We start from the raw sequence: 26821 nt of genomic DNA, 5'->3' as shown, positions 1-26821 counted from the left end.
CATGGAGGACATCACCGCGGTCTCCTCCCGGACCGTTCCGCCCGACCCGTCCATCGCGGACGCCCTGGGAGCCCATCACGAGCTCCCCACGGCGCTCGCCGACCTCGTCGACAACTCCATCGACGCAGGCGCCTCACAGGTACGCATCCGCATCCTCACCGATGACGACTACGTCACCGGCATGCTCGTCATCGACGACGGCCACGGCATGGACGAGGCCGGCATTGACGCAGCCATGGCCCTCTCCCGCCGTCGTGACTACGGCGAGACGGACCTGGGCCACTACGGGCTCGGACTGAAGGCCGCCTCCCTCAGCCAGGCCGACACCCTCGACGTCTACACCCGTGCGATCGGCGGCCTTCCCGTCGGACGCCGGATCACCAGGGACGAGCCGACCCGTGTGCAGACGCTCGACGCCGCGCAGGTCGGACGGGTCCTCGACGGCCCACTCGCACGCACCGGCGCCGGCCCGCACGTGAGTGGGACGGTCGTCCACTGGCTCGGATTCCACAACGCGCTGACGAGCCCTGACCGGGAGGAGCGGCGCTCCTGGCTCAGCGGGCTCGTCGAGTACGTCCGGGACTACCTCGGACTCGTGTTCCAGCGGATCATCGAGCGCGGCGGGGTCGAGATCTCCATCGACGAGTACGACGTCGAGTCGGAACGGGCCGGCTCCGCGCGCAGGGTACGGGCGCTCGACCCGCTGGCCCGGCAGGCCGCCGCCACCCGCTCGCACCTGCTCGTGAGCGAGGTCGGTCGGACGTCCTTCAACATGACCGCCACCATCCTGTCCGGCACCGCCCTCACCGCCCCCGGAGTCCTGGCGTCGCAGCGGTTGTCATCGGCGAAGGGCGGGCAGGGCCTGTACATCTACCGCAGGGACCGCCTCCTGCAACTCGGCGGCTGGAGCTACGTCACCGAGGGCGGAAGGGACTACGAGAACCTGCGCATCGCGATCGACGTGGACGACTCCCTGCTCGACGTGGTGCGCATCAACCCGGAGAAGAGCGGCGTCGTCCTCGAACCGGAGATGCGCCGGGCGATTCACGGCGCCGTGGGCGAGGAGATCGGTACCTTCAACGACCTGCTCGACGCCGCCCAGGATGCGGCCATGGCGGGTCGCAGGCGGCAGAGGCGACCGGTGGAGCTGGTCGAGCCCGTGGGAGGTCTCAGCCGGGAGGTCTACGACGTCATCGGCGACTCCGTGGAGTTCGCCGGCGCCGATCCCATCAGGATCCGTTGGAGCCGGATGCCGGAGGGCAGACTCATCGACGTCGATATCGAGCAGCGAGTCCTCAAGCTCAACGAGCGCCACCGGCGGTTGTTCTCGGCGAGCACCGATCCGCAGGACGCACCGCTGCTCAAGACCCTCGTGTACCTGATCTACTCGCGCTTCTTCGAGGGCTCCTTCCTCGGTGCGCGGGAGAAGAGGGAGATCGAGGCCTTCGAGAGGATCATCGATGCGGCGCTGTCGGACGAGCTCCGGCGTCGCACGGAGGAGGAGTAGACCATGGACGGGCGTGTTGAGGACGCCAGCGCTCTGAGCCCCGAGACGCTGGCCGCCTACATCGATGCGGGGATCCCCTCCGAGCAGCGGCTCTCGACCGCGCCGGTGTGCGTCCTCGGCATCGACCCGCCACGCGGCGAGCTGACACTGCGCACGCCCGCCACGGGAGCCGACATCGACGTCTCGGCCTACCGGATCATCCGCACCGACCTGTTCGAGGAGCCCGGTGACGAGACCGTCTGGTTCCGCGTCACCATCGACGCCCGAGACATCGAGTACGAGGCCTACTCCCTTTTGCAGTCCATCGTCGACCAACTGCAACGGGGCGACGACATGGAGCGCGCGCTGCACTCCGCACTGGACGCCTACCGGGGACTGCTGTCACGCGTGCCGCGCTTGAGCGAGGAGCAGGAGACCGGGCTGTTCGGGGAACTGGTCGCATTGGACCGTCTCATCGACGGCCTGGGCGCGACGCGGGCCCTGGCCGCGTGGCTGGGGCCCCACGGGGAGGAGCACGACTTCGTCCTCGCGGACTACGACGTCGAGGTCAAGACGACCCGAGGCGAACGCCGCACGCACATCATCCACGGTCTCGGCCAGCTCACCCCCACGTCCGGCAGAACCCTGCGACTGATGTCCGTGCAGGTCACGCTGGCCGGTGCAGCCGAGGGCGCCCTCACCCTGCCCGCCATGATCGCGCGTCTGCGCAGCCGCTTGCGTCGCCATCGCACCGACTTCGATGAGAAGCTGGCCGCACTGGGCATGGCCGGCACGGATGCGGAACGGCTCTACACGACACGACTCCTGCTTCGCAGCGAACCCCGGTTCTACATCGTCGACGACGTCTTCCCCGCCCTCACGCCGGCGGGCCTCGCCCGAATCCTCGCCCACCCCGAGATGATGACCGGCATCGACTACCGCATCGACATCACCGACCTCGCTCCTGAGACGCAGCCGCCTCGGGAGTTCACCGCACGCGTTCAGGAGACGCCGGAGCCATGAGCATCGATCAGTACGACAAGGCGCTGGAGCAGGCCATGACGGGGATGAGCGACCCGATGGACCTGCACCCGGTGGTATCGGTCTTCCTCGCGCCGTCCGGTGCGACCATCGCCCGCGACGAGATCCCCGACCTCATCCTGGGGGCGGACCGCAATGCGCCCGGCAGGCGGCGATTCCACATCCGCCTCGGCCAATGGGACGCGCAGAAGGACGGCGCCTGGTGCGTCGAGACTGCCGCGCACACGCCCGAACGCCGGGCACTCATCCTGCGGTTGCTCGGGCTCTCCGGCGTCGCCGCCCGCCGCATCGACGAGGCCTTCCCCGTCTTCACCGACAGGACCACCGTCATCGCCGCGCCGGACTGGACGCCCTGGTACGACGAAGAGCGCCGCCGAGCGCACCACTTCTACTGGGACGGCTACCGGTCACTGCTGGAGAGCAGACTCCCGCCGGAGTCCGTGGCGGAGATCGACGCCGCCACGACCGACATCGTCAGCCGGCTCGCCGACCCGTCGGGCCGTGACCCGTACCAGTCGAAGGGACTGGTCGTCGGACACGTGCAGAGCGGCAAGACCGCCAACTTCACCGGCGTCATCGCCAAGGCCATCGACGCTGGCTACCGCCTCATCATCGTCCTCACCGGGACGGTCGAGATCCTTCGCTCCCAGACGCAGCGCCGACTCGACATGGAGCTCATCGGCAGGGAGAACATCCTCGGTGGAGTCGATGAGAGGGATGAGGACCTCCTGGCCGAGGTCGACTATGTCAGTACGGACGACGCGGACTGGCGCGCCGGGAAGTTCGTCTCCTACGGGGCCGGGTTCACCAACGCCGGAGTTCCGTCCATACGCCGTCTGACGGGCGCCAAGGACGATTACAAGATGCTCAGGGCCGGGCTCGACGCGCTCGACCCGCGAGCGGGGCACGAGCTCAACGACCCCTCCCGGCCCATGTGGCATCCGGACAACATCCACCGGACCGACGTCCGCATCGCCGTCGTGAAGAAGAACAGGACCGTCCTGAGCAAACTCGTGAAGGACCTTCGCCGGATCAAGGCGCGCACGGCCGAGATCCCAACGCTGATCATCGACGACGAGGCGGATCAGGCCTCCGTCAACACGGTCAACCCGAAGCGCGCCGGGCAGAACGAACGGACGGCGATCAACAAGCTTATCGCCGATCTCATGCGTCGACTGAGACGGGCGCAGTACGTCGGCTACACCGCCACGCCCTTCGCCAACGTGTTCATCTCTCCGGACGACGCCGAGGACGTGTTCCCGCGCGACTTCATCGTCAGCCTGAGCGCCCCGAAGGAGTACCGGGGCGGACGCGCCTACCACGACTTCGAACAGTTGACACCCGAGGAGAAGGAGGATCCGGCGATCTCGAATGAGCGCGCCTTCGTCCGAGATCTCAGGGGCGACAACGCCACAGAACCGGACCTCGTCGATGAGGAGCTCGGCACAGCACTCGACGCCTTCGTGCTCAGCGGAGCCATCAAGCTGTGGCGGGCCAGTGTCAAGCCCGACCTCGCGGGAGCCTTCCGCCACCACACCATGCTGGTGCACGAGTCCGTCAAGCAGGCGGAGCACGCGACGCTGGGGGACCGGATCAGACGGCTGTGGCGGCGCGCCGGATACGGCTCCCCGACGTCCCTGGCCCGGCTGCGCGGTCTGTTCGATGAGGACTTCGCCGCGGTGTCGGCCGCCAGACAGTGGGAGGAGGGACTGCCGATGGCGGCCTCCTTCGATGAGGTGGAGCCCTTCATCGGTGAGGTGCTCGATCTCGTCATGACCGGTGGGTCCGATCCCGTGGTCATCGTCAACGGCGACAAGGATCAGCAGTACAACCAGGTCGACTTCCAACGGGAGCGGGTCTGGCGGGTTCTCATCGGCGGCACCAAGCTCAGCCGAGGATTCACCCTGGAGGGACTGACCGTCAGTTACTTCAAGCGGCGGACCTCCCAGGCGGACACGCTCATGCAGATGGGCCGCTGGTTCGGTTACAGACCCGGGTACTCGGATCTGGTCCGGCTCTACATGGGGCGACGGGTCAAAGGACCACGAGGGGTCGACTACGACCTCTACGAGGCCTTCGGCGCCACCATGCGGGACGAGGAGCAGTTCCGCGACCAGCTGGCGACCTTCGCCAGGATCGACGAGGACGGCCGGCCCGCCATCCGCCCGATCGACGTCCCGCCACTGGTGTTCCAACAGCTGCCGTGGCTGCTTCCCACCGGCCGGAACAAGATGTACAACGCGAAGCTCGATTTCAGTGGAATCGGTGGAAAACTCCAGGACTTTCCCCGTCAACCGGACCGCGGGGACGGCAGTACGAATGAGCGGCACTTCGCGCTCGTACGGCCCTGGCTCGAGCAGGGACGGTTCGGCGACCCGGAGGACTTCGAGTACAGAGACCCCAAGGGATCTGCGACTCGCACATTCACGGGACGGGTTGCACTCATCTCCGCCGAGGAGATGCTGTCGGTGCTTGAGGGCTTCGAGTGGATGGAGAACTACGACTTCACTCCGACGCTGGAGATGATCCGCCGGGCCATGCACGAGGGGAAGCTCAAGGACTGGGCCGTCCTCCTTCCCGAGCTCGAAAGCACCTCGTACAAAACGGCCGACGGGATCCGCATCCCGATGCTCCGCCGTACCCGCCGCGCCGACCGCGGGGGCTTCTCCGGCAGTTCGTTCCGACAGCGCGATGCCATCGAGACCATCGCCGGACTGCCCGACCCCCAGGGTGACGAGCCTCCGCGTGGCGGCGCGGCCCCGGCGTATCACACGAGCACCAGAGGCGCTATGCTCCTCACCTTCGCCGCCGACCCGCGAGGCGGGGCGGAGAGAACTCCGAGCCGCATGCCGGATGAGCTCTCGCCTGAGGACACCGCCACGGTCTTCTCCCTGGCACTGCCGTATCGGGCCGCCCCCAGGGGCAGAATCGCCTTCAGTGTCAGACGCAGGGACCGCAGCGATGACCCCGTCGTCGAGTCCGACTGAAGCGGAGCCGCAGGGGGACTCGGGCTCCGAGGGGCAAGGGCCGGCGCGCGACGGGACGGATGATGCGTCATGGGCCTCATCTCCGGCAGTGGCGAGATCCATGCGATCCAACACGCGCCGCGACACCGGGCCCGAACTGGCGGTTCGCCGCCTGCTGCATGCCCAAGGGCTGCGCTACCGCGTTGATATGGCGCCGTGGAGCAACAAGCGTCGGCGTGCGGATATCGTCTTCACCCGCCAGCGCCTCGCCGTCTTCATCGACGGCTGCTTCTGGCACGGGTGTCCCGAGCATGCCACGCTGCCGGTCTCGCACGCCGACTACTGGAGACCGAAGCTCGCGAAGAACATCGAACGCGATCGCGAGACCACCGCGATGGCCGAGGCGGAGGGGTGGACGGTGCTGCGGATCTGGGAGCACGTCCCACCCGAGGAGGCCGTGCGGCTCATCGTCCGGGCCCTCGACGAGGGCGAAGAGTCCATCGAGCGCCCGTGAGCCCTCGCCCCGCCGTCTCAGGCCATCGGGTCCCAGCTGGGCAGCACGACGGGCTCGGTCTCCAGGGCGGCGCGGACCTTCTCGGGCAGGCGGCTCGCGCGCACGACGACCTCGAAGACGTACTCGTCGAACCAGGAGTCGCTCATCGTGTGGAAGCCCTTGTCCCCGAACTTGTCGCCCCAGGAGTTCTCCACCCGCCAGCGCCGCGGGGCGCCGTCGACCAGGTCGACGCCGGTCAGGCACATGGCGTGCGTGAGCGCCGACTCGCGCGCCACCAGCCGCTCGGCCTTCGTCATCGACAGGTCCACCCCGTACAGGCCCTCGTAGTCGTGCAGGGCGGCGTCCCAGATCCCGGCCTTCTTGTCCCGCTGCTTGGCGACGTCGCAGGCGAACCACACCGGCTCGCCGTCCTGGATCGCGGCGATCGCGGCGGCCTTGAGCACCTCGAGCTCGGCGGTGACGTGATCCTGGACCGGTTCGCCCACCATGACGTCGCTGCGGCCCATGCCGTAGCGCGTGTTGACCGTGATCTCCGGGCGCGGGTCGTGGGCCAGGACCACGAACTCCTCCACCCCGGTGACGTAGCGCTGTGCGAACTGTCGCGGCGTGAGCGTCCCGATCCGGTGAAATTCCTTGTTCTTATCGCGGTACTGCCACACGAACTCCTCGGGCGGGGTCCCCAGGTGGATGCACAGCATCCGGTGAACCTGCTCCAAGGCCGTGAGCCGCAGAGGCTCGGGGTCGACGCCGTCGGGCTTGTGCTCTTGGTGGTCAGCCAGATCGTCTAGCCGCGGCGTCAGTCGCGCTCGCGGTCGAGGGCGGCGACGACGAGCGCCGAGACGATCGAGGTGATAAGGGCGGCCGGGATCGCCCCGGACCAGCCGTCCACCGTCAGGCCCACGGCAAGGTGGTCGCTGGCCGCGCCGCTGAGGAACTCATCCGTGATCCAGCCCGTCAGCCGCAGCATCGCGCCGTTGACCACGAGGGCGAACAGGCCGAAGGTGATGAGGTACAAGGGGAAGGCCAGCACCTTCGCCACCGGCTTGACCACCGAGTTCACGGCGGCGAGCACCGCCCCGATGATGAGGAGGTTGACGACGGCGAGCAGCGTCGTCGCGTTCGCGGGCAGGGACAGCGAGCCGGGGAGCAGGCGCGAGGCGAGCCACAGCCCCGCGGCGTTCCCAGCGATCCTGATGGCGAGTTCCATGGCCCCTATCCTGCCAGCCCCCGTCCGGGGGTGGGCTGTGGTGGGCCTGTGAAAACGCGGACGAGGCAGCTGGAGGGCCCCGAAGTGCCGCCAAACGGCCCGAGACGCCCCGGACCGCGCGGCTGGACTTTGGTCCCTGTCTCGCTACGCTCTGGCCATGACGTATGACGACTCGCGCGCCACTGGCTCGCCCCACGCCGCCCACGACACCAACCCCACCCGCCAGGAGGAGTGGGAGGCCCGCTACTCCGGCGTCGACCAGCTCTGGTCCGGGCACGCCAACGACTGGCTCCCCGAGCTCGCCGCCGACTGGCCCGCCGGCACCGCCCTCGACATCGGCTGCGGGGAGGGCGCCGACGTCCTCTGGCTCGCCGAGCACGGCTGGCGGGCCACCGGCCTCGACCTCGCCCCCACCGCCGTCGACCGCCTGCTCGCCGAGGCGCGGCAGCGCGGCGTTGCCGAGAGCATCACCGCCCGCGTTCACGACGTCGTCGCAGACCCGCTCCCGGATGGCCCCTTCGACCTCGTCACCTCCTTCTACATTCACGGCGGCCCCGAGCCCGGCGCCATCAACCTCGAGACTCTCCTGCGCGACGCCGCCGCGCGGGTCGCCCCCGGCGGCCGCCTCGTCGCCGCCGTCCACTGCGTCAACCCGCCCTGGCACCGCCACCACGCCCACACCTACACCCCCGACGACCTCATCGAGGGCCTCGGCGACGCCGTCGACTCCTGGACGATCGAGGCTGCCGAGGAGCGCTGGCGCGAGGCCACCGGCCCCGACGGCGAGGCCGGGCGCCGCTCCGACGCCCTCATCTGCCTGCGCCGCCCGGAGACGGTATGAGTAAGCCGACGGGCGGTGGCGTGGAGGAGCCGAGGCCCGACGGCGCTGACCTGTCCTCCGGCGCGGCCCCCGCCGACTTACCGGAACTGCCCGCCTGGATCGCCGAGCTCGTGCCCATCGCCGACCGCGCTCGGGGGCCGCTGACCACCGCCCTGCCCTGGATCGGAGCCGGCACCCTCCTGGCCGCGGGCGCCGGCGCCTGGGCGGGTCGTCTCGCCGCGCGCGACCTGCCCGTGGCGCCCTGGCCCATGGCCCTGCTCCTCCTCGCCGCGGCGGCCATCCTCGCCCTCGACCGCGACCGCCCGCAGGACCACTCGTTGCCCGCAGGGGTGGTCACCGGCACCCGCGTCTTCCTCGTCGACCTCACCGTGAGCGCCCTCTCGCTTGGGCTGTGGATCGGACTGCGCCTCGCCGGAGCCCCCCACGGCCTCCTCACCGCCACGACCTGCGCGGGCGCCGCCCTCACCCTCGGCAATCTCGGGGCATGGCTGCGCGCGGGACTCACCGCCAGGGCTCGCGCGGCCGCGGCTGCGCTGACCGTGACGGGCGCGCTGGCCGTGATCGCGGCGGGTCTCATCGCCTCCGTGAGTGAGGGGGCGCGGCTGCCGGGCGCTTCCTGGTGGTGGGTGGGCGCGCTGGCCGTCGTCGCCGATGTCGCGGCGATGCTCGCTGTGCGCCGCGAGCGCGCGGTCCGACGCCGGAGCGCCGCCGTCTGACCTGACCCGGCTCCGGCTGGTCCCGGATGTTTCCGGCCCCCGTGAACCACAGGCGCCGTCGTGCATGGCCCGGGACCTCCTCTGGGGACGCCCCGCCCAGCGCGCCCCGGCCCGGCCTACCGTCGAGTCATGGCACAGCTCGACATCGCGTCGGCCGATACCGCAGTCGACGCCGCTTCCGTTCCCTCCACCGTTCCCACCAGCTGGACGGGGCTGGCCGCCACCCAGTGCCAGAGCGCCCTGGACTCGGCCGTCCTGCTCATCCCGGCCCTCAACCTGCTCCTCGATACCGCGGCCAGCGCCGCTAAGGACTTCGACGCGATGCGAGGAGGCGCGTCATGATCCTCCACGCCAGCACGAGCACTGACCCCGTCCAGCCGCCTGCGGACCAGGGCCCCTACCCGGTGGACAGCGCGGCGTCCCAGGCGGCCTCCGATCCCGCTCCCCAGTCCGGGCCCTACCCTGCGGCAGGTACGGCGCCACAGGCCGTACCCTCCCCGACGCCGCCGCCTGTCACCACCGGGCACACCTGGAGCATGACCCAGGGCCGCCCGCTCGTCCTCGTGGCGGGTGGCTCATCGATCTCGGTCAGCACAGCGGACCTGGATGCCCTCGCGGCCTCGCTCACCACCGCCGCCAGCCAGCTCGACACCGCGGCGACGCATGTGCGCAACGCCAAGACCGACGCCGAGAACGCGCCCGTCCCGGCGGACATCATCGCCGAGGACCCCAGCTACAACCCCGTCACCGGGGCCCAGACCGGCGACTCGCTCCTTCCCGACCCCGACGCATCATTCGTCGCGGGCCTCATCGAACTCCCTGTGGCCGCCTTCGAGCGCCAGCGCAGCACCCTCATCTCGGCCTGCGACGCCCTCCTGACGGGCACCGGTTCGCTCAGCGCGGCCTCGAGCGTGCTCACGTCTCTGGCGGCGGACGTATCCGCCTGCTCGCTCATGTACACCGACGCCGAGAACGGCGCGACGGTGCACACGGATGCCGACGTCGGCGCCCGCAGCTTCAGCGTGTCCCCGGAGGCGGCCGCCGCCGGCGCGGCCCTGGGCGGCGTGCTCCTGGCGACCGCTGGCCTCTGGCTGCCCACCGCCGCCCTGGTCGACATCCTCACCACCCACGGCCTCATGCCCGATGAGGCGCAGGTGATCCTGGAGAACCTCCAGCTCCTGGTCAAGAACGATGTCACCTCCGAGTGGGCCGTGAACAGCCTCATCCTGCTCGCCTGCCTCGGCGCCTGGGCGAGGAAGGGCGAGACCGGACGGGAGGGGGCCACGATCCAGGAGTTCCTCCGCGTCTCCGCGGACCAGCTCGATGCCAAGGCGACGGCGGAGCTCCCCGCTGAGGTGCAGGTGGGCAGCCGGAAAGTGCCCACCTCCTCCCTCACCCCCATGCAGCGCGTCGCCTACGCGCTGGCGATCGAGGCGGAGAAGGCCGGGGCCACCCGCCACGGCACCCCGACCGGCCTGCTCGTCGCGCCGCACAACAAGAAGGGCGCCACGGGCACGGCGGTCCGCGTCCCGCCCGGCACCCAGGACCCCTTCGGGCTGGGCACCGACGTCGCCGCCCAGGACCTCACGGGCTCCCGGATCGACTCGCCCCCTTCCACGGCCTCCGAGCTCCTGGACCACGCCCAGACCGTCAAGGGCCAGACCCAGGCCGACGGCGCCGGCGCCATCTCGATCCTGCGCACGGACCACGCCGATGGCACGCGCAGCTGGGTGGTCATCGTCCCGGGCACCGCGGAGTGGACCAGCGGGGACTCCAACCCCCAGGATCTCGAGACGAACCTCCAGGCCATCTCCGGGCGCCCGACCGACATGGACTCCGCCGTCCTCACGGCGATGCGGCAGTCCGGGATCCAGCCGGGAGAGGAGGTCGGGATCTACGGGCACTCCCAGGGAGCGATGACGGCGGTCAACATCGCCTCCGACCCCGCCGTCATGGAGAACTACACGATCACCAGCGTCCTCACCGCGGGCGGCCCCACCTCCGGGACCGCCCTTCCCGACGGCACCCGCGCCCTCCACCTGGAGTCCACGAGCGACGTCGTCCCCGGGCTCGACGCCTCAAGCAACCCGGTCACCCCCAACCGCGCCACCGCCTACGTGGACACCCGCGGGGGCAGCACGCACAGCGAATCCGTCTACGCCGACGCCGTGCGCGGCGCCGAGAGCGGCGAGCAGGCCTTCGCCGACTACTCGCGCGACCTCTCCGGGCTCACCGGCGCGGGGGAGGAGGGCGCCACCACCACCGAGGTGGTCTTCGACGTCACCCGCGAGTCGTAGGGGCGGCGGGACCGAGGCGCAGACGGGCGGGGCGCTGATCGGCGCATCGGTGGGAGGATGCGGGCATGAGCAGCACGAGCACTTCGTCCACGGGCGCCGCGGCGCCTGCTCCCGCCACCCCGGCCGTCCCGCTGCGACGCGACATCGCCGCCCTGCCGGCCTACGTGCCCGGCGCCCGCCCCCAGGGCGAGGGCATCGCCAAGCTCTCCTCCAACGAGCTGCCCTACCCCGTCCAGGGCTCCGTGCTCGCCGCCCTCACCGACGCCGCCGCCGGCGTCAACCGCTACCCGGAGATGACCGGCCAGTCGCTGGCCGAGGCCCTGGCCGCCAGGCACGCCGAGCACGGGATCGACCCCGCCCAGGTCGTGCTCGGCAACGGCTCCGTGGCCCTCATCCAGCATCTGCTCGACACGGTCTGCGACCCGGGCGACGAGGTCATCATCCCCTGGCGCTCCTTCGAGGCCTACCCGATCTGCATCGCGGTGGCCGGCGCTCAGGCGGTGCGCGTCCCCGTCACCGCCGAGGGCCGCCACGACGTTGCCGCCATGCTCGCCGCCTGCACGCCCCGCACCCGGGTCATCATGGCCTGCACCCCGAACAACCCGACCGGCACCGCGCTCACGGCTTCCGAGCTGGAGGCGCTGGTCGATGGCGCCCCCGACGGCGTCCTCGTGCTCGTCGACGAGGCCTACCTCGACTTCGTCACCGACTCCGCCGTCGGCGACGCCCTCGATCTTCTCGCCGACCACCCCGGCCTCGTCGTCTCCCGCACCTTCTCCAAGGCCCACGCCCTGGCCGGGATGAGGGTGGGCTACCTCGTGGCCGAGCCCGCGCTCGCCGCGGCGATCCGCTCCGTGGCCACGCCCTTCGGGGTGAGCCTGCCCGCGCAGGCCGCCGCCGGTGCCGCCATCTCCCCGGAGGCACTGGCCGAGACCGGGCGGCGGGCGCGCGCCGTCGCCGCCGAGCGGGACCGGGTCCTCGCCGCCCTGCGCGATCAGGGGTGGACGGTGCCCGACGCCCAGGGCAACTTCTTCTGGCTCCCCGTCGGTGAGGACGCCGCCGCCCTGGCCGCCCACTTCGCCGATGCCGGGATCCTCGTGAGGCCCTTCGCGGGCGACGGCGTGCGTGTCTCCATCGGCACGCCCGAGGAGAACGACCGCGTCCTGGCCGCCGCGGCCTCCTGGCCGGGCAAGCGCGCCTAGCCAGGCTGCGGGCCGGGGGCGCCCGGTCAGGCGATGGTGACGAGGAAGAGGACGCAGAAGACCATCTCCACGATCCCCATCGTCCCCGGCCGCAGGGGCCGGTGCTTGAGGCGCACCTGGCGCCACTGGAGCCTCGGCATGACCCAGGCGCGGATCGCCAGCACCACCCACAGGATCGCGTGCGCCCACGGCACATAGCCCCCGGCCGCCGCCCAGAGCACGATCGCGGCGACGACGGCATGGGCGGCCGTGCAGCCCACGAGCAAGCGGGTGTTGAAGCGCTCGCGGATCATCGACTTGATGTAGGGGACGGTGCCCCCGAAGTAGGCGGCGATGAGGGCGGTGGCCACCCAGGACCACGCCCAGCCGGTGAGCTCGCCATTGGGGCTCGACCCGGCCAGCGCCGTCGCCTCCGCGCCCGTGCCGAGGAAGCCGCCCCGCCCCTGGACGGCCAGCTGGTAGGTGATGCCGGCCATAAGTGAGGCGGCCGTCGTCGTCGACAGCCCCGAGGCGAGCGAGCGCTCCCTGCCGCGCCACACCTCGTGGGCGGCGATCCCCAGCAGCGGCGCCATGGGGACGGCCCACTGCAGCAGGTAGGGGGCCAGGACGATAGTCAGCAGCCCGAGCCCCGCGGTGAGCCCTGTGTAGACGAGCATCGGCGGGATGAGGAGCGCGCGCTTGCGGGCCGAGCGCGTGCGCAGCCACTGCGACCACGCCCAGTAGGTGAGGTAGCCGTTCAACCAGGCGGGCAGGAGAAGGAGGTTGAGCCAGCTCCAGCCGCCCACCACGCAGCCGACCATCGGCGGGACGATGAGCATCGCCCAGGCCCCGTGCTGGTTCGGCACCCAGGCGCGGCGGCCCGGCTGCCTGCGGATCTGCTCCTGCGTGGGACGGGGCTTCCGGCCTGGGCGGCTGGGAGTCCGCGTCGGCGGCGAGGAGGGACGGGTCTGAGTCATGCCGGCCAGCCTAAGGGAGCCGCCCACCAGCGCGGCAGGGTTGTCAGTTCCCGGGCCCGACGGCGTGAAGAAGCGCGAGCGGGCAACGAACGGGGGTGGTGCCAGCCCCGCGGACCGGCACCACCCCCTGAAAGAAGAGTCCGTCAGCTCCCGAGGGCGGCGGCGACGACCTTCTTGGCCTCCTCCTGGACGAGGGCCAGGTGCTCCTCGCCCTTGAAGGACTCGGCGTAGATCTTGTAGACGTCCTCCGTGCCCGACGGGCGGGCCGCGAACCAGGCGTTCTCGGTGGTCACCTTGATGCCGCCGATGGGCTGGCCATTGCCGGGCGCCTTGACGAGGCGCGCGGTGATGGGCTCGCCGGCGAGCTCGGTGGCCGTGACATCCTCGGGGGCGAGGGCCGCGAGCTTGGCCTTCTCCTCCTTGGTGGCGGCGGCGTCGATGCGCGCGTAGGCGGAGGCGCCGAAGCGCTCGACCTGCTCATCGTGGAGCTGGGAGGGCGACTTCCCGGTGACGGCGATGATCTCGCTGGCCAGGAGGGCCAGGATGATGCCGTCCTTGTCCGTGGACCACACGGTGCCGTCCTTGCGCAGGAAGGAGGCGCCGGCGCTCTCCTCGCCGCCGAAGCCCACCGAGCCGTCGAGCAGGCCGGGCACGAAGTGCTTGAAGCCGACGGGCACCTCGATGAGCTCGCGGCCCATCGCGGCCACGACCCGATCGATGAGGGAGGAGGAGACGAGGGTCTTGCCGACCTTCGCCTCCGGGTTCCAGCCGGGGCGGTGGGTGAAGAGGTACTCGATGGCGACGGCGAGGTAGTGGTTGGGGTTCATGAGCCCGTCGGGGGTGACGATGCCGTGGCGGTCGGAGTCGGCGTCGTTCCCGGTGGCGACGTCGTAGGGGGTGTTCCCCTCGGCGTCGGGGGTCATGGCCTGGCGCAGGGAGGCCATGGCGTTGGGGGAGGAGCAGTCCATGCGGATCTTGCCGTCCCAGTCCAGCGTCATGAACGACCAGGCGGGGTCGACTGCGGGGTTGACGACGGTGAGCTCGAGGCCGTAGCGCTCGCCGATGGCGCCCCAGTAGTCCACGGAGGCCCCGCCCAGCGGGTCGGCGCCGATGCGCACGCCGGCGGCGCGGATGGCCTCCATGTCGATGACGCTCTCGAGGTCGGAGACGTAGGTCTCGAGGTAGTCGTGCCTGACGACGTGCGGCCCCTCGAGGGCCTCGGAGATCGGCACGCGCGGCACGTCGCGCCAGCCGGAGGCGAGCAGCTCGTTGGCGCGGGCCGCGATCCAGCTCGTGGCGTCGGAGTCGGCGGGGCCGCCGTGCGGGGGGTTGTACTTGAAGCCGCCGTCGCGCGGGGGGTTGTGGGAGGGCGTGACGACGATGCCGTCGGCCAGGCCCGGGCCGGTGGTGCGCGGGCCGGCCTCGGTGCCGGCGCCGTTGGCCAGGAGGATGGAGTGCGAGACGGCGGGGGTGGGCGTGTAGGAGCCGCGTGCGTCGATGGCGGTGGTGACGCCGGCCCCGGCGAGCACCTCGATGGCGGTGCGCCAGGCGGGCTCGGACAGGGCGTGCGTGTCGCGGCCGATGTAGAGGACGCCGTCGGTTCCCTGGGAGCGGCGGTACTCGACGATCGCCGCGGTGGTGGCGACGATGTGGGCCTCGTTGAAGGCGGTGTCGAGAGAGGAGCCGCGGTGCCCGGAGGTGCCGAAGACGACCTTCTGGGCGGGGTTGGCGGGGTCGGGGACGAGGTCGTAGTAGGCGGACGTGACCTCATCAACGTTGATGAGGTCCTCGGGCTGGGCAACTGTTCCTGCGCGTGGGTGCATAAGGGCAGTGTGTCACAGGCCACTGGCTATGCCGAGCATGTCCACCGGGTGGACGGAATCAGCGCGGGTAGCGGGACGGGCGGTCGCCCACCTGGGACAGGATCAGCCCTCAATGAAGTCGCTGACGACGTTGAGCGCGTTGGCGGCCACGTTGGGGCGGCGCCGGATCTCGAGCTCGGCGCGCGTCACCCGGCCGTTCTCCACCAGCAGGGAGCCGGTCCACTTGTGGGGGCAGTCCGGGAAGGTCCGCACGAGCAATCCGCTGCCATCGTCGACGGCGACGCGCCCCGCGCCCAGCAGGTGCAGCCGGATCACCGGCCAGGACGCCTCGCCCAGCGCCGCCTGGACCTGTGGGGGCAGGCCATGGGGCAGGAGAAGGCGCATGTCGGCCGCGTACTCCTCCGGGCCAGCGCCCACAAGGCTGACGAGGATGTCCAGGTGGTAGGCGTGCACCACGGACAGCACCCGCCGCGCCCGGACCTCATCGGTATCCACGCACAGGCGCGTCCACCCCAGGGCGCCGAGTGCCGCGTCCTCAGCGTCGACGTCGATCTGGTGGAGCTCGCCGACGGCGGAGCCCATGGCCGTGGCGACCGTCTTATCGGGGCGGGAGGACGACGGCGGCCGGAGGGTCCCGTCGGCGATCTTGGGCAGGAGGGCGCCGTGGACGCGGACGAGCTCCTCGACGTCCAGCCCCGCCGACGACGGCCGGTAGCCCTCGCGGCGCACGCGCCGGTGGAGTCTCGCCCCGACGCGGAAACCCCGGCGCAAGGGATTGGCGCTCATGGCTTGTGAGCCCGGGCCACGCGCGTGCGCCGTGGTGTGAAGGGCCGTGGCCAGGCGCCGCTCAAGGGGCGTGCCGCGCAGCGGCTCGGTGAGCGCGAGGGTCCCGGGCACGGCTTTGCGGGCCCGCGTGTAGGCGGCGCCCGCGGCGCTGACCGCCCCTGATCCGACGGCGCCCGCAGCGGCACCGGCGGCGCCCGCGGCCGCGTGGGCGGTCGCGCCCGCGGCGCTGGCCAGCCCGGATCGGGCGCGGCCCATCCACCCCCCAGGCGCGCTGGGCTCGTGCTCCATCATCATCCTCATCTCTCCGCCGCTGGTGCGCGCTGAGTGCCCGCCTCCGCCGCCGCTCGGCCCGCGGACGCCAGCATCCGGCGGCCCGCCCGGGCGCTCTACAGTGGTAGCCGCCACGTTACTGGAGGCCCGCGAGCCCCGTCCCCGGAAGGACTGCCCATGCCCACCCGTATCGCCACCACCCAGGCCCCGGCCGCCGTCGGCCCCTACTCCCAGGGCGTGAGCGCCGCCGACGCCCCCGGCTCCCTCGTCTTCGTCTCCGGCCAGGTGCCGCTCGACCCCGCCACCGGCGCGCTCGTCGACGGCGGAATCGCCGCCCAGGCCGAGCAGTCCCTGAAGAACGTGGGCGCGATCCTCGCCGAGGCGGGCCTGGGCTACGAGCACGTCGTCAAGACCACCGTCCTGCTCGCCGACATCGCCGACTTCGCCGCCGTCAACGAGGTCTACGCCCGCTACTTCACGGGCGAGGTCCTGCCCGCCCGGGCCGCCTTCGGCGTCGCCGCCCTGCCCCTGGGCGCCGGCGTGGAGATCGAGGCCATCGCCGTCCGCCCCTGAAACGGCGCGATCCCGGGGCGGGTAACCTGCGGCCGTGAGTTCCCCAACCACATTCCCGCAGCCCTCCGCGCGCCGCGCCATCCGCGCCCTCGTCCCCATGGGCGTCATCACGGCGATGTTCTTCATCATCCCCATCGTCGGCGCGCTCATGCTGGATCTCGACGTGGACGCCTGGATCATCGTCGTCGTGCTGCTCGGCTGCGGCGCCCTCATCGTGGAGGACCAGTTCATCTCCCCGCTGAGGCAGGGACGCAAGCGGCTCCGCCAGGCCCAGGAGTTCTACGCGCGAGCCGAGGCCACCGCCGGGACCGCGCGGGCCGACGCCGCCCGCATCCCCGCCGATGACGCCCACGGCGCCCAGGTCCTCAATCGCCTGAACTGGTTGGAAGGGCGCCAGCGCCACATCGGCAAGCTCGTGGCGGGCATGGGCCGGATGCGCTGGATCGACTGGTACGACCCCGCCATGAGGGAGGCCACTACGAAGCTGGGCGACGACGTCTCCGGCCTGAGCGCCATCAACGACGCCGTCCACAACGCCGCCACCCTCCCCACCCTCGCCCCGGGCTGGGAGGAGGCCTGGGAGAACGAGTGCGGGCCCCTGCGCGAGGACCTGGGCACCTTCCGCGCGCTTAGCGAGGAGGCGGGCGACGCCGTCAGCGCCGCCACCATCGACTCCGAGCTCGGCTGGGCCCGCGTCTGCGGCGCTCGGCTGACCGCCCTGCGCGCTCGGCTCGCTTCCGGCTCCCTGGCCCCCGGCGCCGCCCTCGACGAGCTCGACGCGATGGCGGCCGAGATCCGCGGCCGCGCCGACGCCCTTGCCCGCGGCGCGCTCGCCGCCGAGGGCTCGGGTGGCAAGAAGGAGGGGCTCGAGTACTACCGGAAGTACATCAGCACCTGGAAGCTGCCCGACGACGATGACCGCTTCGAGTACTCCGGCACGTGGGAGGACGAGGGGGCCGACGGCGGGGCCGGTGGCGGGCGGGCAGGTGCGCCGTCGGCGGGGTCCTACAACCCCGCCGCCACCATCCGCCTCAACGTTTTCTCCCCGGGCATCCAGGCCGCGCGCGTGCGCTGGAGCGGCCTGGCGACGGCGTCGCAGTACTCCAGCCCGATCGAGCGGATCCTCGAGGCCTACGACGGCTCACGGGACTCGGAGAAGAAGGGGAAGAAGAAGTCCTAGCCGCTGGGGCCTGCGGTGCGATCACGCCGCTGCCCGGTAGTCTTGCGCGCATGTCGAAGAAGAAGCGCCAGCGCCGTCAGTCCGACGCCGCCAAGGCCCCCAAGAAGCAGCAGGTCCCCTTCGTCGCCCGCCCCTTCGAGGACCTGGCGGACGAGGAGGAGCTTGTCGCGATGATGCAGCTCATCCCGGCCGCCACCCTCACCGCCCGCCTCACCGAGGAGCACGGCGGCACCGAGATCACCTTCGCGAGCCTCCTGCCCGAGCTCGCCCAGGGCCTCAAGCGCGCCGACGGGGAGGTCCTCATCGCGATGCAGACCTCCCTGCACTCCGGGGACGCCTCCCGCGACGTCGCCGCCGCCCTCCAGACCACCCTCGGCCTGGAGCCCGGAACGGGGCTGACCGCGAACGCCCTGCCCGAGCCCGGCCCGCGCCTGCAGGACATGCTCGACCCCTCCTTCGACTCCGAGTTCACCGTCCACGAGTCCTTCGGCTTCTGGCTCACCGCCGAGCAGCGCGAGGACCCGGACACGATGCGCGTCATCGAGGAGGCCAAGGGGGACATCGCCCCCACTGAGCCCGTGCCCGGGGTGGAGCACGCCTACTGGTGCGCCATGAACGGCAAGGAGTTCGTGCGCTGGGTGCGCGGGGAGGACGAGGACGACTTCTTCAACGCCTTCGCCCGCGTCCACGCCGCGCGCGAGTCCGACCTCGCCGAGGGCGTGCGCTTCATCGGCGCCTTCCGCGCCTGCGGCCTGGCGATCCCCGTGTGGGAGCTCCTCCCCGGCATGACCGCGGCCGACCTCACCAAGCCCATGCAGGCGATGGCCAAGCGCCTCGACGCCGCGCTCGCGGACGATGCCCCCCTGGACGCCGACGCCCGCCGCGCCAAGGCCGGCATCATCTCCCGCCAGGTCAACCTCTGAGCCGCTGACGGGTGCATCCTCCACCGACGGGTGCGCGCAGCACCGAGAAGTGCGGTGAGAACGCGCCTCTCGGTGCTGGCGGCACCTGTCGGTGGAAAGCGCACCTGCGGCTCCGCCTACTCGCCGTCGGCTTCGCGCTCCTCGGGGAGGACCCAGGCGCGGGAGGCCTCGACGGCGACCATGACGTCGTCGCCCTCGGCGTGGACGGAGGAGGGCTCGGGATCGGACTCCACGCACAGGATCGTGCCGGCCTCCGTCTCCACCTCGTACTCGACGTGATCGCCGTAGAACACCGAGGACAGCACCCGGCCGTGCGCGCCGACGAGCTCGCTGCCGCCCGCGCCCTCACCCGTGCCCGGGCTCAGCCGCACCGACTCGGGCCGCACGATCACTGTGACGCCGCTGCCCGCGGAGACGCCCTCGTGGCAGGCCGCCTGGAGATCCGCGCCGAGCACCCGCGCCGAGCAGCGCCCGCCGCCGACGTCCCGCGCGGTGGCCGCCAGGAAGTTCGCCCGGCCGATGAAGTCGGCGACGAACACGCTCGCCGGCCGCCGGTAGATCTTCTCCGGCGTGGCCACCTGCTCGATCGTCCCGGCGTTCATGACGACGATCCGGTCCGACATCGTCATGGCCTCGGCCTGGTCGTGCGTGACGTAGATCGAGGTGATGCCCATGCGCTGCTGGAGGCGGCGGATCTCCAGGCGCATCCGCACCCGCAGCTTGGCGTCGAGGTTGGACAGGGGCTCGTCGAAGAGCAGCACTTTGGGGCGCATGACCATGGCGCGGGCCAGGGCCACGCGCTGCTGCTGCCCGCCGGAGAGCTCGTTCGGCGCGCGATCCGCCAGGGAGTTGAGGTTCATCGAGGTCAGCGCGATCTCCACCTGCTCGCGGATCTCCTCGGGCTTGGTGTGACGCAGCTTGAGCCCGTAGGCGATGTTCTCGCGCACGCTCAGGTGCGGGAACAGGGCGTAGGACTGGAAGACCATGGACATGGGCCGCTTGTTGGGCGGCAGTGACACCATGTTCTGGCCGTCGAGGACCACCTGGCCGGAGGTGGTGTCCTCGAATCCGGCGATCATGCGCAGCGTCGTCGTCTTGCCGCAGCCCGAGGGGCCCAGCAGGGTGACGAACTCGCCGGGGGCGATGTCGAGGCTGACGCCGTGGACGGCGTAGACATCCTTGCCCCGATTGGAGAAGACCTTGACGACGTCGCGCAGCTCGAGGCGGCCGGTGGTGGCGGGTCCGCCGTCGGGCCCGGGCGTGGTGGGTGTGGACATGGGGAGCCTCCTTGGCTCAGTGTGCTCGTAGGGGATGCGGGTGCCGGTTGGCGTGCCGGCGCTGGTCCGGCGGCGCGGCGGTGGGACGCCAGCGCCGACGGCGCCGGTGGCTGGCGCTAGCCGGCCTCGCTGCGGGCGTGGCCGGCGCGGCCCCGCATGAGGAGGTTGAGGCCGCCGATGACGGTCATGACGATGACGATGAGGATCGTGCAGAAGGCGAAGGCGTTGCCGAAGCGCCCGGCGTCGACCTCGGCGAGGATCTGGGAGGTCATGATCTTCGTGTGCGGCGTCGTGATGAAGATGATCGGGGAGAGCGTCGTCATCGAGCGCGCGAAGGCGTAGACGAGGCCGGTGAGGAACGCCGGCCGGATGAGCGGCAGGGTGACGCGCCGGAAGGTCTGCGCGCCCGAGGCGCCCAGCGACGTCGAGGCCTCGTCGATCGCCTTGTCGATCTGGTGCAGGGAGGCGATGCCGGAGCGCTGGCCCGCGGGCATGGAGCGCGCCGTGTACACCATGACGATCGCCAGGGCGCCGCCCATGACGGCCCCGCCGCCGGCCAGTGGCGGGATGATGTTGGAGCCGAACATCGCCACCGGCTTGTTGAAGGTGACGAGGTAGCCGATGCCGATGACTGTGCCCGGCACGGCGAGCCCCAGCATCCCGAGGAAGTCGACGATTCCCGCGCCGCGCCTCATGCGCACGACGACGAGCCAGGCCACCAGCATTCCCAGCAGGCCCGCCACCGGGGTGGCCAGGAGCGCCAGGATCGTGGTGTCGACGATGGCGTCATTGCCGATTCCCGAGAGCACGTAGTCGAAGTGCCGCGTGGTGAAGGCGTTGTTGACCCCCAGGATCTCCACGAAGCCGCCGACGACGACTGCGGCGTAGATGGCCAGCACGAGAGTGAGGATCGCCCCGCTCACTGCCAGCAGCGGGATGCGGGCCGGTCCGCCCAGGAGCTTGAAGGAGCCGGCCGGCTTGCCGGTCACCGTGACCGTGGAGGAGCGCCCGGACCAGTACCGCTGGATGAGGAAGACGAGCAGCGAGGGCACGAGCAGCGCGAGGGAGTAGGCGGCGCCGGCGGCCGTGTTGTACTCGCCGGTGATGGCGATGTACGCCCGCGAGGCAAGCACCGTGAAGTCTCCGCCGATGACCAGGGGGTTGGCCAGGTCCGCGATCGCCTCGGTGAACAACAGGAGGAAGGAGGCGCCCAGGCCCGGCACGAGCATCGGCAGGGTGACTGTTCGGAAGACCGTCCAGCGCGAGGCGCCCAGCGAGGCGGCCGCCTCCTCCATGGCCGGGTCGAGGCTGCGGAGCATCCCCACCAGGTTCATGTACGCCACCGGGAAGAAGGACAGCACGAGCACGAGGGTCAATCCGTTGAGCCCGTAGATGTTCCAGTGCTGGCCGAGCATCTGGGTGGAGATGATGCCGTTGCGACCGAACAGGGTGATGGCCGCCGTCGCCACCGCGAAGGGCGGGGAGACCACGGGGAGCAGGCAGATGAGGTGGAAGAGCCGCTTGCCGCGGAAGCGCAGGCGCACCTGCGCATAGGCCAGCAGAAAGCCGACGAGGGTCCCGACGGCGCCCACGACGACGCCCAGGACGAGCGTGTTGAGCACGGTCTTGCGGTTGGCCGACGAACTGATGATGTTGCGCAGCACGGCCATGCCCTTGCCGGACACGGCCTCGCCGAGCACGCGGGCCAGCGGCAGGAGGACCAGGGCGATGAGGGCGGCCAGGACGACGACGAGGATCGCGATCGTCACCGGGTCCTGCTTGACGCGGGTGCGGGCCCGCCGCCCCGCCGGCGCCTGGCTGCGAGAGGCCGGGCCGGCTGGGGTGGCGGGGGCAGCGTCCCCGGGGGTGGTGAGGGGGATGGCAGTCATAGTGATGTCCTTAACTCAGACGCCGACCGCGCCGTCACTCCTTGGGGGCGGCGGCGATCTCCTCGTCGAAGCGGGCGGTGAGTTCCGACTTCGCCTTGGCGGCCGCTGTGAAGTCGTAGTCGACGAGGGTGAGGGTGGACAGATCCACGCTCTTGTCGCTCGGGGTGGCCTCGGGGTTGGTCAGCGCCTGGTAGGAGCCCACGGTCTGGCCGACGTTCTGCGCCTTGGCGGAGATGGCCCAGTCGATGTACTTCTGCGCGGAGGTCTTGTGCTTCGAGTTGGCCACGAGGGCGACGCCGCCGACCTCGTATCCCGTGCCCTCCTTCGGGAAGGAGACCTGGAGGTCGGTCATGCCCTCCTCCTGGTACTTCACGCAGTCGTGGGAGAAGACCAGGCCGACGGCGACCTCGCCGCGCCCCGCGATCTGACCGGGGGCGGTGCCGGACTTGGAGTACTGGAGCACGTTGTTGTGCATCTTCTTCATGTACTCCAGGCCGGCGTCCTCACCTCCCAGGCGGGTGACCTGGGTCCACAGGGTGGTGAAGGCGGTGCCGGAGGTCGAGGGGTGGGCCGTGGAGACCTGGCCCTTGAGGGCGGGGTCGAGGAGGTCGTCCCAGGAGTCGGGGACCTCGACGCCGAGCTTGTCGAGCTGGGTCTTGTTGGAGCAGAAGCCGAGCGCGCCGATGTACACGCCGGTCCAGTTGCCGTCGGCGTCCTTGTACTGGGCGGGGATCTTCTCCGCCTCGGGGGACTTGTAGGCCTCGATGAGCCCCTGGTTGACGGCCTCCCCATAGCCGTCGACGGGCCCGCCGTGCCAGACGTCGAACTCGGGGCTGTCCTTGGCCGAGGCCAGGCGGGCGACGGTCTCACCGGAGGAGAGGCGCACGTAGGTGGCCTGGATACCGGTGTCGGCGGTGAAGGCGTTGGTCCAGGCCTGGCAGAGGTCCTCCATGGCGCCGCAGGCGATGGTGATGGGGCCATCGCCATCGCCGCCGGAGGAGGAATCGGTGGTGCCCGCGCATCCGGCGAGGCTGAGGCTGGCGGTGAGGAGGACAGCGGCGGTCGCGCGACGGCGGAGGGAGAGCATGGGATTGCCTTTCAGTTCTCAGCGGCGCCTCATTGCGCCGATCACATTCATCATGGGCCGTGAGCGCCGTCACGTTCCATGCTTCGACGATCACGGATAGTGACAGCACTGTCATACAGCTGTCACGGCTCACGCGCCGTCGAGCCGGGGCATGAGGTAGCCGCGGCCGCGCGCGGAGACGACGATATCCGGGCTGATGCCCCGGGCCTGGAGGTGGCGGCGCAGGCGGTAGACGGTGGTGCGCACCATCTCCTTGCCTCCGGCGTCGTCGCTCGCGCCCCAGACCTCACCGAGGAGGTCCTGCCAGGTGATGACCGTGTCATGACGGCGGGCGAGGGCCGCGAGCAGCCTGGCCTCGGTATCCGGCAGGGGGATCGAGCGCCCGCCCCAGGACACCCGGCCGGTGAGCGTGGAGACTCGCAGGGGCCCGTTCTCGATCGCCTCCGGCCCTGCCCCGGCGCGCCGGGTGACCGCACGGGCCCGCAGGGCGAGCTCACGGGGGGAGAAGGGCTTCGCCACGTAGTCGTCGGCCCCGGCCTCGAGCCCGGCGATCCGGTCGGGCTCGTCGCCCAGGGCGGTGAGCAGGATGATGGGCGCTCCGATCCCGGAGGCCCGGATGCGGCGGCACAGCTCGACGCCGCTGGCACCTGGGAGCATGACGTCGAGGATGACGAGGTCGATCGCCTGATCGGACAGGATCGCCCAGGCCTCCTCGGCGCTGGAGGCGGTCACGCAGGTGAAGCCCTGGGTCTCGAGGGCGAAGGTGATGATGTAGACCATCTGCGGCTCGTCGTCGACGACGAGCGCGGTGAGTGACGACGGGGCTGGGACTGCGGTCATGCTGACTGGCCCTCCTTGGGCAGGGCGTCGTGGCGCAGGGGGAGGGAGAGGTAGACGGTGGTGCCCCTGGCCATGATCGTATCGATGAGCACGCTGCCCTCATGCGCCTCCATGATGCGCTGCGTGACGAGCATCCCCAGGCCCGCTCCTCGGCTGGCGGGCGCCGCGAGCGGGTTGGTCGTGGCGTAGGGCTCGAAGGCGTGGCTGCGCTCGTCCGGGGTCATGCCCGGCCCGTCGTCCATGACGGTGATGAGCGCGTCCTCGGTCTCAGCGCTCACGCGCACCGTCACGGCGCTGTCCTCGGGGGAGTGGCGCAGGGCGTTGGTGACTGTGTTGGCGATGGCCTGGCGCAGGAGGCGGTGGTCGGCGTGCGCGCGGATCGGGCGGCCGCGCTCCTCCAGGCGGATTGGGTTGCTCGCCGTGCGGCGCATCTCCTGGATGAGCTCGCGCACGAGGTCGCGCAGCTCCACGTCCGCCAGGCGCAGGGCGAACAGCTCGTGGCCGAGGCGGGCCTCGGTGAGGAAGTCCTCGGCCATCTGCTGGGCCTGGCGGGCGTTGTCCTGGATCGTGTGGACGAATCGTCGCTGCACCTCGTTGAGCTCCCCGGGGGTCTCCTCGGCGAGGAGCTCGGCCGAGGCGCCGATGAGGGCGAGCGGCGTGCGGATCTCGTGCGCCAGGACATCGCGAGGGGTGGCCCGGTCCTGGGCGGTGGCGCGCAGGCGCGCGTTGTCGAGGCGGGATAGGCGCAGGAGGTGGCGCAGTCGGGCCGCGATGCCGCAGGCCGCCGCGAGGATGAGGCACAGGGCGGCCAGGAGCGCGAGGGTCCAGGCGCTGGGCATAGGGCCATTGTGCCGCCTTCGCCGAGGGGCGCCGCCCGCACTCGCGGGTGCCTCTGGCACTGACGGGTGCCGCCAGCACCTTCGGGTGCGGTCTCCCCGCACCCGAAGGTGCTGGCGGCAGCCATCGGTGTGAACGGCACCCGTCGGGGAGAACGCAGCCATCAGCGCGCGGCGCGGCAGGCGGTTCGGGCGCTCACCCGTGCCTGCCCGCGCCTGCCCGCGCCAGCCGCTCCGCTCAGGCGATGGAGGCGCGGTAGACGCCGTCGATCGTGGCGGCGAGGGTCGCGTCGAACTCCTCCTGGGACTGCCCGTCGCTCAGCCCCTCCAGCAGCGCGCGGGAGAAGGAGGCGATGAGGCCGGGGTTGCGCGACAGGCGCTCGTTGGCCTCCTCGCGCGGGTAGCCGCCGGACAGCGCCACGACGCGCGCCACCCGGGGGTGCTCCATGAGCGGGCTGTAGAAGCCGTCCTCGGAGGGGATCGTCAGCTTGAGCATGACGACGGCGTCCTCGGGCAGGGCGTCCAGGCCCGCGACCAGGGCGTCGCGCAGCAGCGCCTCGGCCTCGGCCTTGTCCGGGGCGGAGATGGAGACCTCGGGCTCGATGATCGGCACGAGGCCCTTGGCCAGGACCTTCCTCGCCACCTCGAACTGCTGGTCGACCACCGCCTTGACTCCGGCGGGGTTGGCGCCGTGGATGACGGAGCGCTCCTTGGTGCCGAAGATGCCGGCGGCGACGGCGCGGTCCAGCAGCGAGTCGAGCTCGGGCATGGGCTTCATGACCTGGGCGTCGTCGGCGCGCTCGGCCAGGCCCTTGTCGATCTTGAGGAAGGGGACGATGCCCTTGACGTCCCACAGGTACTCGGCGGTGGGGCGGCCCTCGATGGCGCCGTCCATCGTGCGCTCGAAGAGGATCGCGCCGATGATCCTCTCGGAGGTGAAGGAGGGGGATGTGATGACGCGGGTCCGCATGGCGTGGACGAGGTCGAACATCTCGGCGTCGTTGCTGTAGCGGTCGGCGCCGACGCCGTAGGCGGCAAGGGCCTTGGGTGTGGAGCCGCCGGACTGGTCGAGGGCGGCGATGAAGCCGGGGGCGGAGTGGATGCGGGCGAGCTGGTCGGGGTTGGTCATGAGGACTCCTCGCAGGGGATCGGATGTGACGCGTGACATCCTAGCCGAGAACCGTTATCATTAACAGGTCGGCTCCAGTGGTGCGGAGCTCGCGGTGGCCGCCGTCGGAGGTTCTCCGGTCTCTCGACGGCGGCCACCCCTCCTGTTGCCCCCTCCCGCCGAGACCGGTCGAAAACAGGATCGAGACCGGTTCGGGACCGCCCCCGCGCCCCATCGGGCCCCTCCTCTACGCTGGTGCCGGCGGCGCCTGGCCGCCCTGAGCGCCTCGGCCCTGAAGGAGCGACCCCGTGACCACTGACCCCTCCTTCTCCTCCTTCACTCCGCAGCCGATGTCGCCCGCCGTCGCCCGGCTCGTCGCCGACGAGCTCGACGAGGAGCGGGCCCGCTCGGCGCAGGAGCAGTGCGACCAGGCCGCCGAGCTCGTCGATCACGCCGCGCTGGACGGCGCGGACCTGGCCGCCATCGTCGACGCCGTGTGGCTGGGGGAGTGGGCGGCCACCGTCCCGACTTTCACGGACACCCCGGCCCCCGCCGTCGCCGCCCGCCGCGCGTGGAAAGCCGGCCTCGACGGCGCCGGCGACCTCCTCCTCCACTCCGGCTGGCTCGTCCACCTCGAGACCGACGACGAGCTCGTCGTCCGCCTGCGCGCCCAGCACCCCGCCCCGAGTGGGGAGGGGTGGCGGCGCCGCGCCGCGGTGTACACGCTCGTCACCGCCCTGCGCTCGGGCCTGGGGGAGTGGGGGGATGCGGGCATGGCGCTCGACGCCGCCCGCAAGAGCTGGGGCCGCCGCTCCGGCACCGCCCAGGCGATGGCGGCGATGATCGTGGAGGACGTGCCCGCCGCCCAGCAGATCCTCATCGGCGCCGGGCGCCGCGCGGATCGGGCCGCGGAGTGGGAGCACGTCATGAGCGGCGGTCTCTTCTAGTAGTCCCTGCTTTTCGGGCGGGCGCCGCCTGAGGCGGAGTCCCCGACGGCGCCGCG

24 protein-coding genes are annotated in these 26821 nt (G+C 71.3%); 13 read left to right on the top strand and 11 right to left on the bottom strand.

The window, feature by feature from the left end; genetic code table 11:
- Position 1 precedes the first annotated feature (1 nt).
- From A1QA_RS0104845 to A1QA_RS0104830, 4 genes are all read left to right on the top strand, one after another.
- A complete protein-coding gene (locus A1QA_RS0104845) occupies positions 2-1507 on the top strand; it encodes an ATP-binding protein (RefSeq protein ID WP_017177795.1) in 1506 nt (501 codons plus the stop codon).
- Positions 1508-1510: 3 nt separating this feature from the next.
- A complete protein-coding gene (locus tag A1QA_RS0104840) occupies positions 1511-2509 on the top strand; it encodes a PD-(D/E)XK motif protein (RefSeq protein WP_017177794.1) in 999 nt (332 codons plus the stop codon).
- Entirely contained in the window at positions 2506-5514 is a 3009-nt protein-coding gene (locus tag A1QA_RS0104835) for a Z1 domain-containing protein (protein ID WP_017177793.1), read from the top strand. The genes A1QA_RS0104840 and A1QA_RS0104835 overlap by 4 nt, the downstream gene beginning before the upstream one ends.
- 100 nt (positions 5515-5614) lie before the next feature.
- Entirely contained in the window at positions 5615-6007 is a 393-nt protein-coding gene (locus A1QA_RS0104830; RefSeq protein WP_043508281.1) for a very short patch repair endonuclease, read from the top strand.
- 17 nt (positions 6008-6024) lie between these two features.
- On the opposite strand, the gene A1QA_RS13525 is transcribed toward A1QA_RS0104830, so the two are convergent.
- Both A1QA_RS13525 and A1QA_RS0104815 read right to left on the bottom strand, forming a co-directional pair.
- Entirely contained in the window at positions 6025-6723 is a 699-nt protein-coding gene (locus A1QA_RS13525) for a C1 family peptidase (RefSeq protein ID WP_279625141.1), read from the bottom strand.
- A gap of 80 nt (positions 6724-6803) precedes the next feature.
- A complete protein-coding gene (locus tag A1QA_RS0104815; protein ID WP_017177790.1) occupies positions 6804-7214 on the bottom strand; it encodes a phage holin family protein in 411 nt (136 codons plus the stop codon).
- Between the two features lie 157 nt (positions 7215-7371).
- On the opposite strand from A1QA_RS0104815, the gene A1QA_RS0104810 reads away from it, so the two are divergent.
- The 5 genes from A1QA_RS0104810 to hisC all read left to right on the top strand — a co-directional run bounded on the left by A1QA_RS0104810 (position 7372) and on the right by hisC (position 12270).
- Positions 7372-8055: a class I SAM-dependent methyltransferase gene (locus tag A1QA_RS0104810; protein ID WP_017177789.1), complete on the top strand. Its 684-nt coding sequence runs from the start codon at positions 7372-7374 to the stop codon at positions 8053-8055.
- Positions 8052-8771, top strand: coding sequence for a hypothetical protein (locus A1QA_RS0104805; protein ID WP_154652233.1), 720 nt, complete (start codon positions 8052-8054; stop codon positions 8769-8771). The genes A1QA_RS0104810 and A1QA_RS0104805 overlap by 4 nt, the downstream gene beginning before the upstream one ends.
- A 129-nt stretch (positions 8772-8900) precedes the next feature.
- Positions 8901-9113, top strand: a complete 213-nt coding sequence (locus tag A1QA_RS0104800; protein ID WP_017177787.1) for a hypothetical protein — start codon at positions 8901-8903, stop codon at positions 9111-9113.
- The gene (locus tag A1QA_RS13520; protein ID WP_017177786.1) at positions 9110-11068 is read left to right on the top strand and encodes a hypothetical protein; all 1959 of its coding nucleotides are present in this window, start codon (positions 9110-9112) and stop codon (positions 11066-11068) included. Before A1QA_RS0104800 ends, A1QA_RS13520 begins: the two co-directional genes overlap by 4 nt.
- A 65-nt stretch (positions 11069-11133) precedes the next feature.
- Entirely contained in the window at positions 11134-12270 is a 1137-nt protein-coding gene (gene hisC / locus A1QA_RS0104790) for a histidinol-phosphate transaminase (protein ID WP_017177785.1), read from the top strand.
- A 26-nt stretch (positions 12271-12296) separates the two neighbouring features.
- Here the strand turns inward: hisC and A1QA_RS0104785 are convergent, their stop codons facing one another.
- The 3 genes from A1QA_RS0104785 to A1QA_RS14925 all read right to left on the bottom strand — a co-directional run bounded on the left by A1QA_RS0104785 (position 12297) and on the right by A1QA_RS14925 (position 16123).
- Entirely contained in the window at positions 12297-13226 is a 930-nt protein-coding gene (locus tag A1QA_RS0104785; RefSeq protein WP_082181122.1) for a YwiC-like family protein, read from the bottom strand.
- 143 nt (positions 13227-13369) lie between these two features.
- Positions 13370-15049 carry a phosphoglucomutase (alpha-D-glucose-1,6-bisphosphate-dependent) gene (gene pgm / locus A1QA_RS0104780; RefSeq protein ID WP_017177783.1) on the bottom strand — a complete coding sequence of 560 codons (1680 nt, stop codon included), beginning with the start codon at positions 15047-15049 and terminating at the stop codon, positions 13370-13372.
- Between the two features lie 102 nt (positions 15050-15151).
- A complete protein-coding gene (locus A1QA_RS14925) occupies positions 15152-16123 on the bottom strand; it encodes a hypothetical protein (protein ID WP_017177782.1) in 972 nt (323 codons plus the stop codon).
- A 159-nt stretch (positions 16124-16282) separates the two neighbouring features.
- Between A1QA_RS14925 and A1QA_RS0104770 the strand changes: the two genes are divergently transcribed.
- The 3 genes from A1QA_RS0104770 to A1QA_RS0104760 are packed head-to-tail and all read left to right on the top strand — an operon-like array spanning position 16283 to position 18781.
- Positions 16283-16678, top strand: coding sequence for a RidA family protein (locus tag A1QA_RS0104770; protein ID WP_017177781.1), 396 nt, complete (start codon positions 16283-16285; stop codon positions 16676-16678).
- A 34-nt stretch (positions 16679-16712) separates the two neighbouring features.
- Positions 16713-17858, top strand: coding sequence for a DUF5129 domain-containing protein (locus A1QA_RS0104765; protein ID WP_017177780.1), 1146 nt, complete (start codon positions 16713-16715; stop codon positions 17856-17858).
- Between the two features lie 50 nt (positions 17859-17908).
- The gene (locus A1QA_RS0104760) at positions 17909-18781 is read left to right on the top strand and encodes a DUF5926 family protein (RefSeq protein ID WP_017177779.1); all 873 of its coding nucleotides are present in this window, start codon (positions 17909-17911) and stop codon (positions 18779-18781) included.
- A 116-nt stretch (positions 18782-18897) separates the two neighbouring features.
- On the opposite strand, the gene A1QA_RS0104755 is transcribed toward A1QA_RS0104760, so the two are convergent.
- From A1QA_RS0104755 to A1QA_RS0104730, 6 genes are all read right to left on the bottom strand, one after another.
- Positions 18898-20058, bottom strand: coding sequence for an ABC transporter ATP-binding protein (locus A1QA_RS0104755; protein WP_017177778.1), 1161 nt, complete (start codon positions 20056-20058; stop codon positions 18898-18900).
- Positions 20059-20174: 116 nt separating this feature from the next.
- A complete protein-coding gene (locus A1QA_RS0104750) occupies positions 20175-21947 on the bottom strand; it encodes an ABC transporter permease (RefSeq protein WP_017177777.1) in 1773 nt (590 codons plus the stop codon).
- A 34-nt stretch (positions 21948-21981) separates the two neighbouring features.
- Positions 21982-23034 (bottom strand): ABC transporter substrate-binding protein, encoded by a 1053-nt coding sequence (locus A1QA_RS0104745; protein WP_017177776.1) that lies wholly within the window; start codon positions 23032-23034, stop codon positions 21982-21984.
- A gap of 129 nt (positions 23035-23163) precedes the next feature.
- On the bottom strand, positions 23164-23874 hold the full coding sequence (locus A1QA_RS0104740) for a response regulator transcription factor (protein ID WP_017177775.1): 711 nt from the start codon (positions 23872-23874) through the stop codon (positions 23164-23166).
- Complete coding sequence (locus tag A1QA_RS0104735) at positions 23871-24713, bottom strand: sensor histidine kinase (protein ID WP_017177774.1); 843 nt, start codon at positions 24711-24713, stop codon at positions 23871-23873. Before A1QA_RS0104735 ends, A1QA_RS0104740 begins: the two co-directional genes overlap by 4 nt.
- Before the next feature lie 235 nt (positions 24714-24948).
- Complete coding sequence (locus A1QA_RS0104730; protein ID WP_017177773.1) at positions 24949-25839, bottom strand: fructose bisphosphate aldolase; 891 nt, start codon at positions 25837-25839, stop codon at positions 24949-24951.
- Between the two features lie 287 nt (positions 25840-26126).
- Between A1QA_RS0104730 and A1QA_RS0104720 the strand changes: the two genes are divergently transcribed.
- Complete coding sequence (locus tag A1QA_RS0104720) at positions 26127-26765, top strand: hypothetical protein (protein WP_017177771.1); 639 nt, start codon at positions 26127-26129, stop codon at positions 26763-26765.
- The last annotated feature ends 56 nt before the right edge of the window (positions 26766-26821 follow it).

This window comes from Actinomyces timonensis DSM 23838 (assembly GCF_000295095.1).
GTDB lineage: Bacteria > Actinomycetota > Actinomycetes > Actinomycetales > Actinomycetaceae > Actinomyces > Actinomyces timonensis.
The sequence above is the reverse complement of the archived record's forward strand: the minus strand, read 5'-3'. Positions and strand labels throughout refer to the sequence as shown.

What these genes read in the sequence shown, in the direction of transcription:
- A1QA_RS0104845 (WP_017177795.1), top strand. Translation starts at nt 2, where the DNA reads ATGGAGGACATCACCGCGGTCTCCTCCCGGACCGTTCCGCCCGACCCG.
- A1QA_RS0104840 (WP_017177794.1), top strand. Translation starts at nt 1,511, where the DNA reads ATGGACGGGCGTGTTGAGGACGCCAGCGCTCTGAGCCCCGAGACGCTG.
- A1QA_RS0104835 (WP_017177793.1), top strand. Translation starts at nt 2,506, where the DNA reads ATGAGCATCGATCAGTACGACAAGGCGCTGGAGCAGGCCATGACGGGG.
- A1QA_RS0104830 (WP_043508281.1), top strand. Translation starts at nt 5,615, where the DNA reads ATGCGATCCAACACGCGCCGCGACACCGGGCCCGAACTGGCGGTTCGC.
- A1QA_RS0104815 (WP_017177790.1), bottom strand. Translation starts at nt 7,214, where the DNA reads ATGGAACTCGCCATCAGGATCGCTGGGAACGCCGCGGGGCTGTGGCTC.
- A1QA_RS0104810 (WP_017177789.1), top strand. Translation starts at nt 7,372, where the DNA reads ATGACGTATGACGACTCGCGCGCCACTGGCTCGCCCCACGCCGCCCAC.
- A1QA_RS0104805 (WP_154652233.1), top strand. Translation starts at nt 8,052, where the DNA reads ATGAGTAAGCCGACGGGCGGTGGCGTGGAGGAGCCGAGGCCCGACGGC.
- A1QA_RS0104800 (WP_017177787.1), top strand. Translation starts at nt 8,901, where the DNA reads ATGGCACAGCTCGACATCGCGTCGGCCGATACCGCAGTCGACGCCGCT.
- A1QA_RS13520 (WP_017177786.1), top strand. Translation starts at nt 9,110, where the DNA reads ATGATCCTCCACGCCAGCACGAGCACTGACCCCGTCCAGCCGCCTGCG.
- hisC (WP_017177785.1), top strand. Translation starts at nt 11,134, where the DNA reads ATGAGCAGCACGAGCACTTCGTCCACGGGCGCCGCGGCGCCTGCTCCC.
- A1QA_RS0104785 (WP_082181122.1), bottom strand. Translation starts at nt 13,226, where the DNA reads ATGACTCAGACCCGTCCCTCCTCGCCGCCGACGCGGACTCCCAGCCGC.
- pgm (WP_017177783.1), bottom strand. Translation starts at nt 15,049, where the DNA reads ATGCACCCACGCGCAGGAACAGTTGCCCAGCCCGAGGACCTCATCAAC.
- A1QA_RS14925 (WP_017177782.1), bottom strand. Translation starts at nt 16,123, where the DNA reads ATGGAGCACGAGCCCAGCGCGCCTGGGGGGTGGATGGGCCGCGCCCGA.
- A1QA_RS0104770 (WP_017177781.1), top strand. Translation starts at nt 16,283, where the DNA reads ATGCCCACCCGTATCGCCACCACCCAGGCCCCGGCCGCCGTCGGCCCC.
- A1QA_RS0104760 (WP_017177779.1), top strand. Translation starts at nt 17,909, where the DNA reads ATGTCGAAGAAGAAGCGCCAGCGCCGTCAGTCCGACGCCGCCAAGGCC.
- A1QA_RS0104755 (WP_017177778.1), bottom strand. Translation starts at nt 20,058, where the DNA reads ATGTCCACACCCACCACGCCCGGGCCCGACGGCGGACCCGCCACCACC.
- A1QA_RS0104750 (WP_017177777.1), bottom strand. Translation starts at nt 21,947, where the DNA reads ATGACTGCCATCCCCCTCACCACCCCCGGGGACGCTGCCCCCGCCACC.
- A1QA_RS0104745 (WP_017177776.1), bottom strand. Translation starts at nt 23,034, where the DNA reads ATGCTCTCCCTCCGCCGTCGCGCGACCGCCGCTGTCCTCCTCACCGCC.
- A1QA_RS0104740 (WP_017177775.1), bottom strand. Translation starts at nt 23,874, where the DNA reads ATGACCGCAGTCCCAGCCCCGTCGTCACTCACCGCGCTCGTCGTCGAC.
- A1QA_RS0104735 (WP_017177774.1), bottom strand. Translation starts at nt 24,713, where the DNA reads ATGCCCAGCGCCTGGACCCTCGCGCTCCTGGCCGCCCTGTGCCTCATC.
- A1QA_RS0104730 (WP_017177773.1), bottom strand. Translation starts at nt 25,839, where the DNA reads ATGACCAACCCCGACCAGCTCGCCCGCATCCACTCCGCCCCCGGCTTC.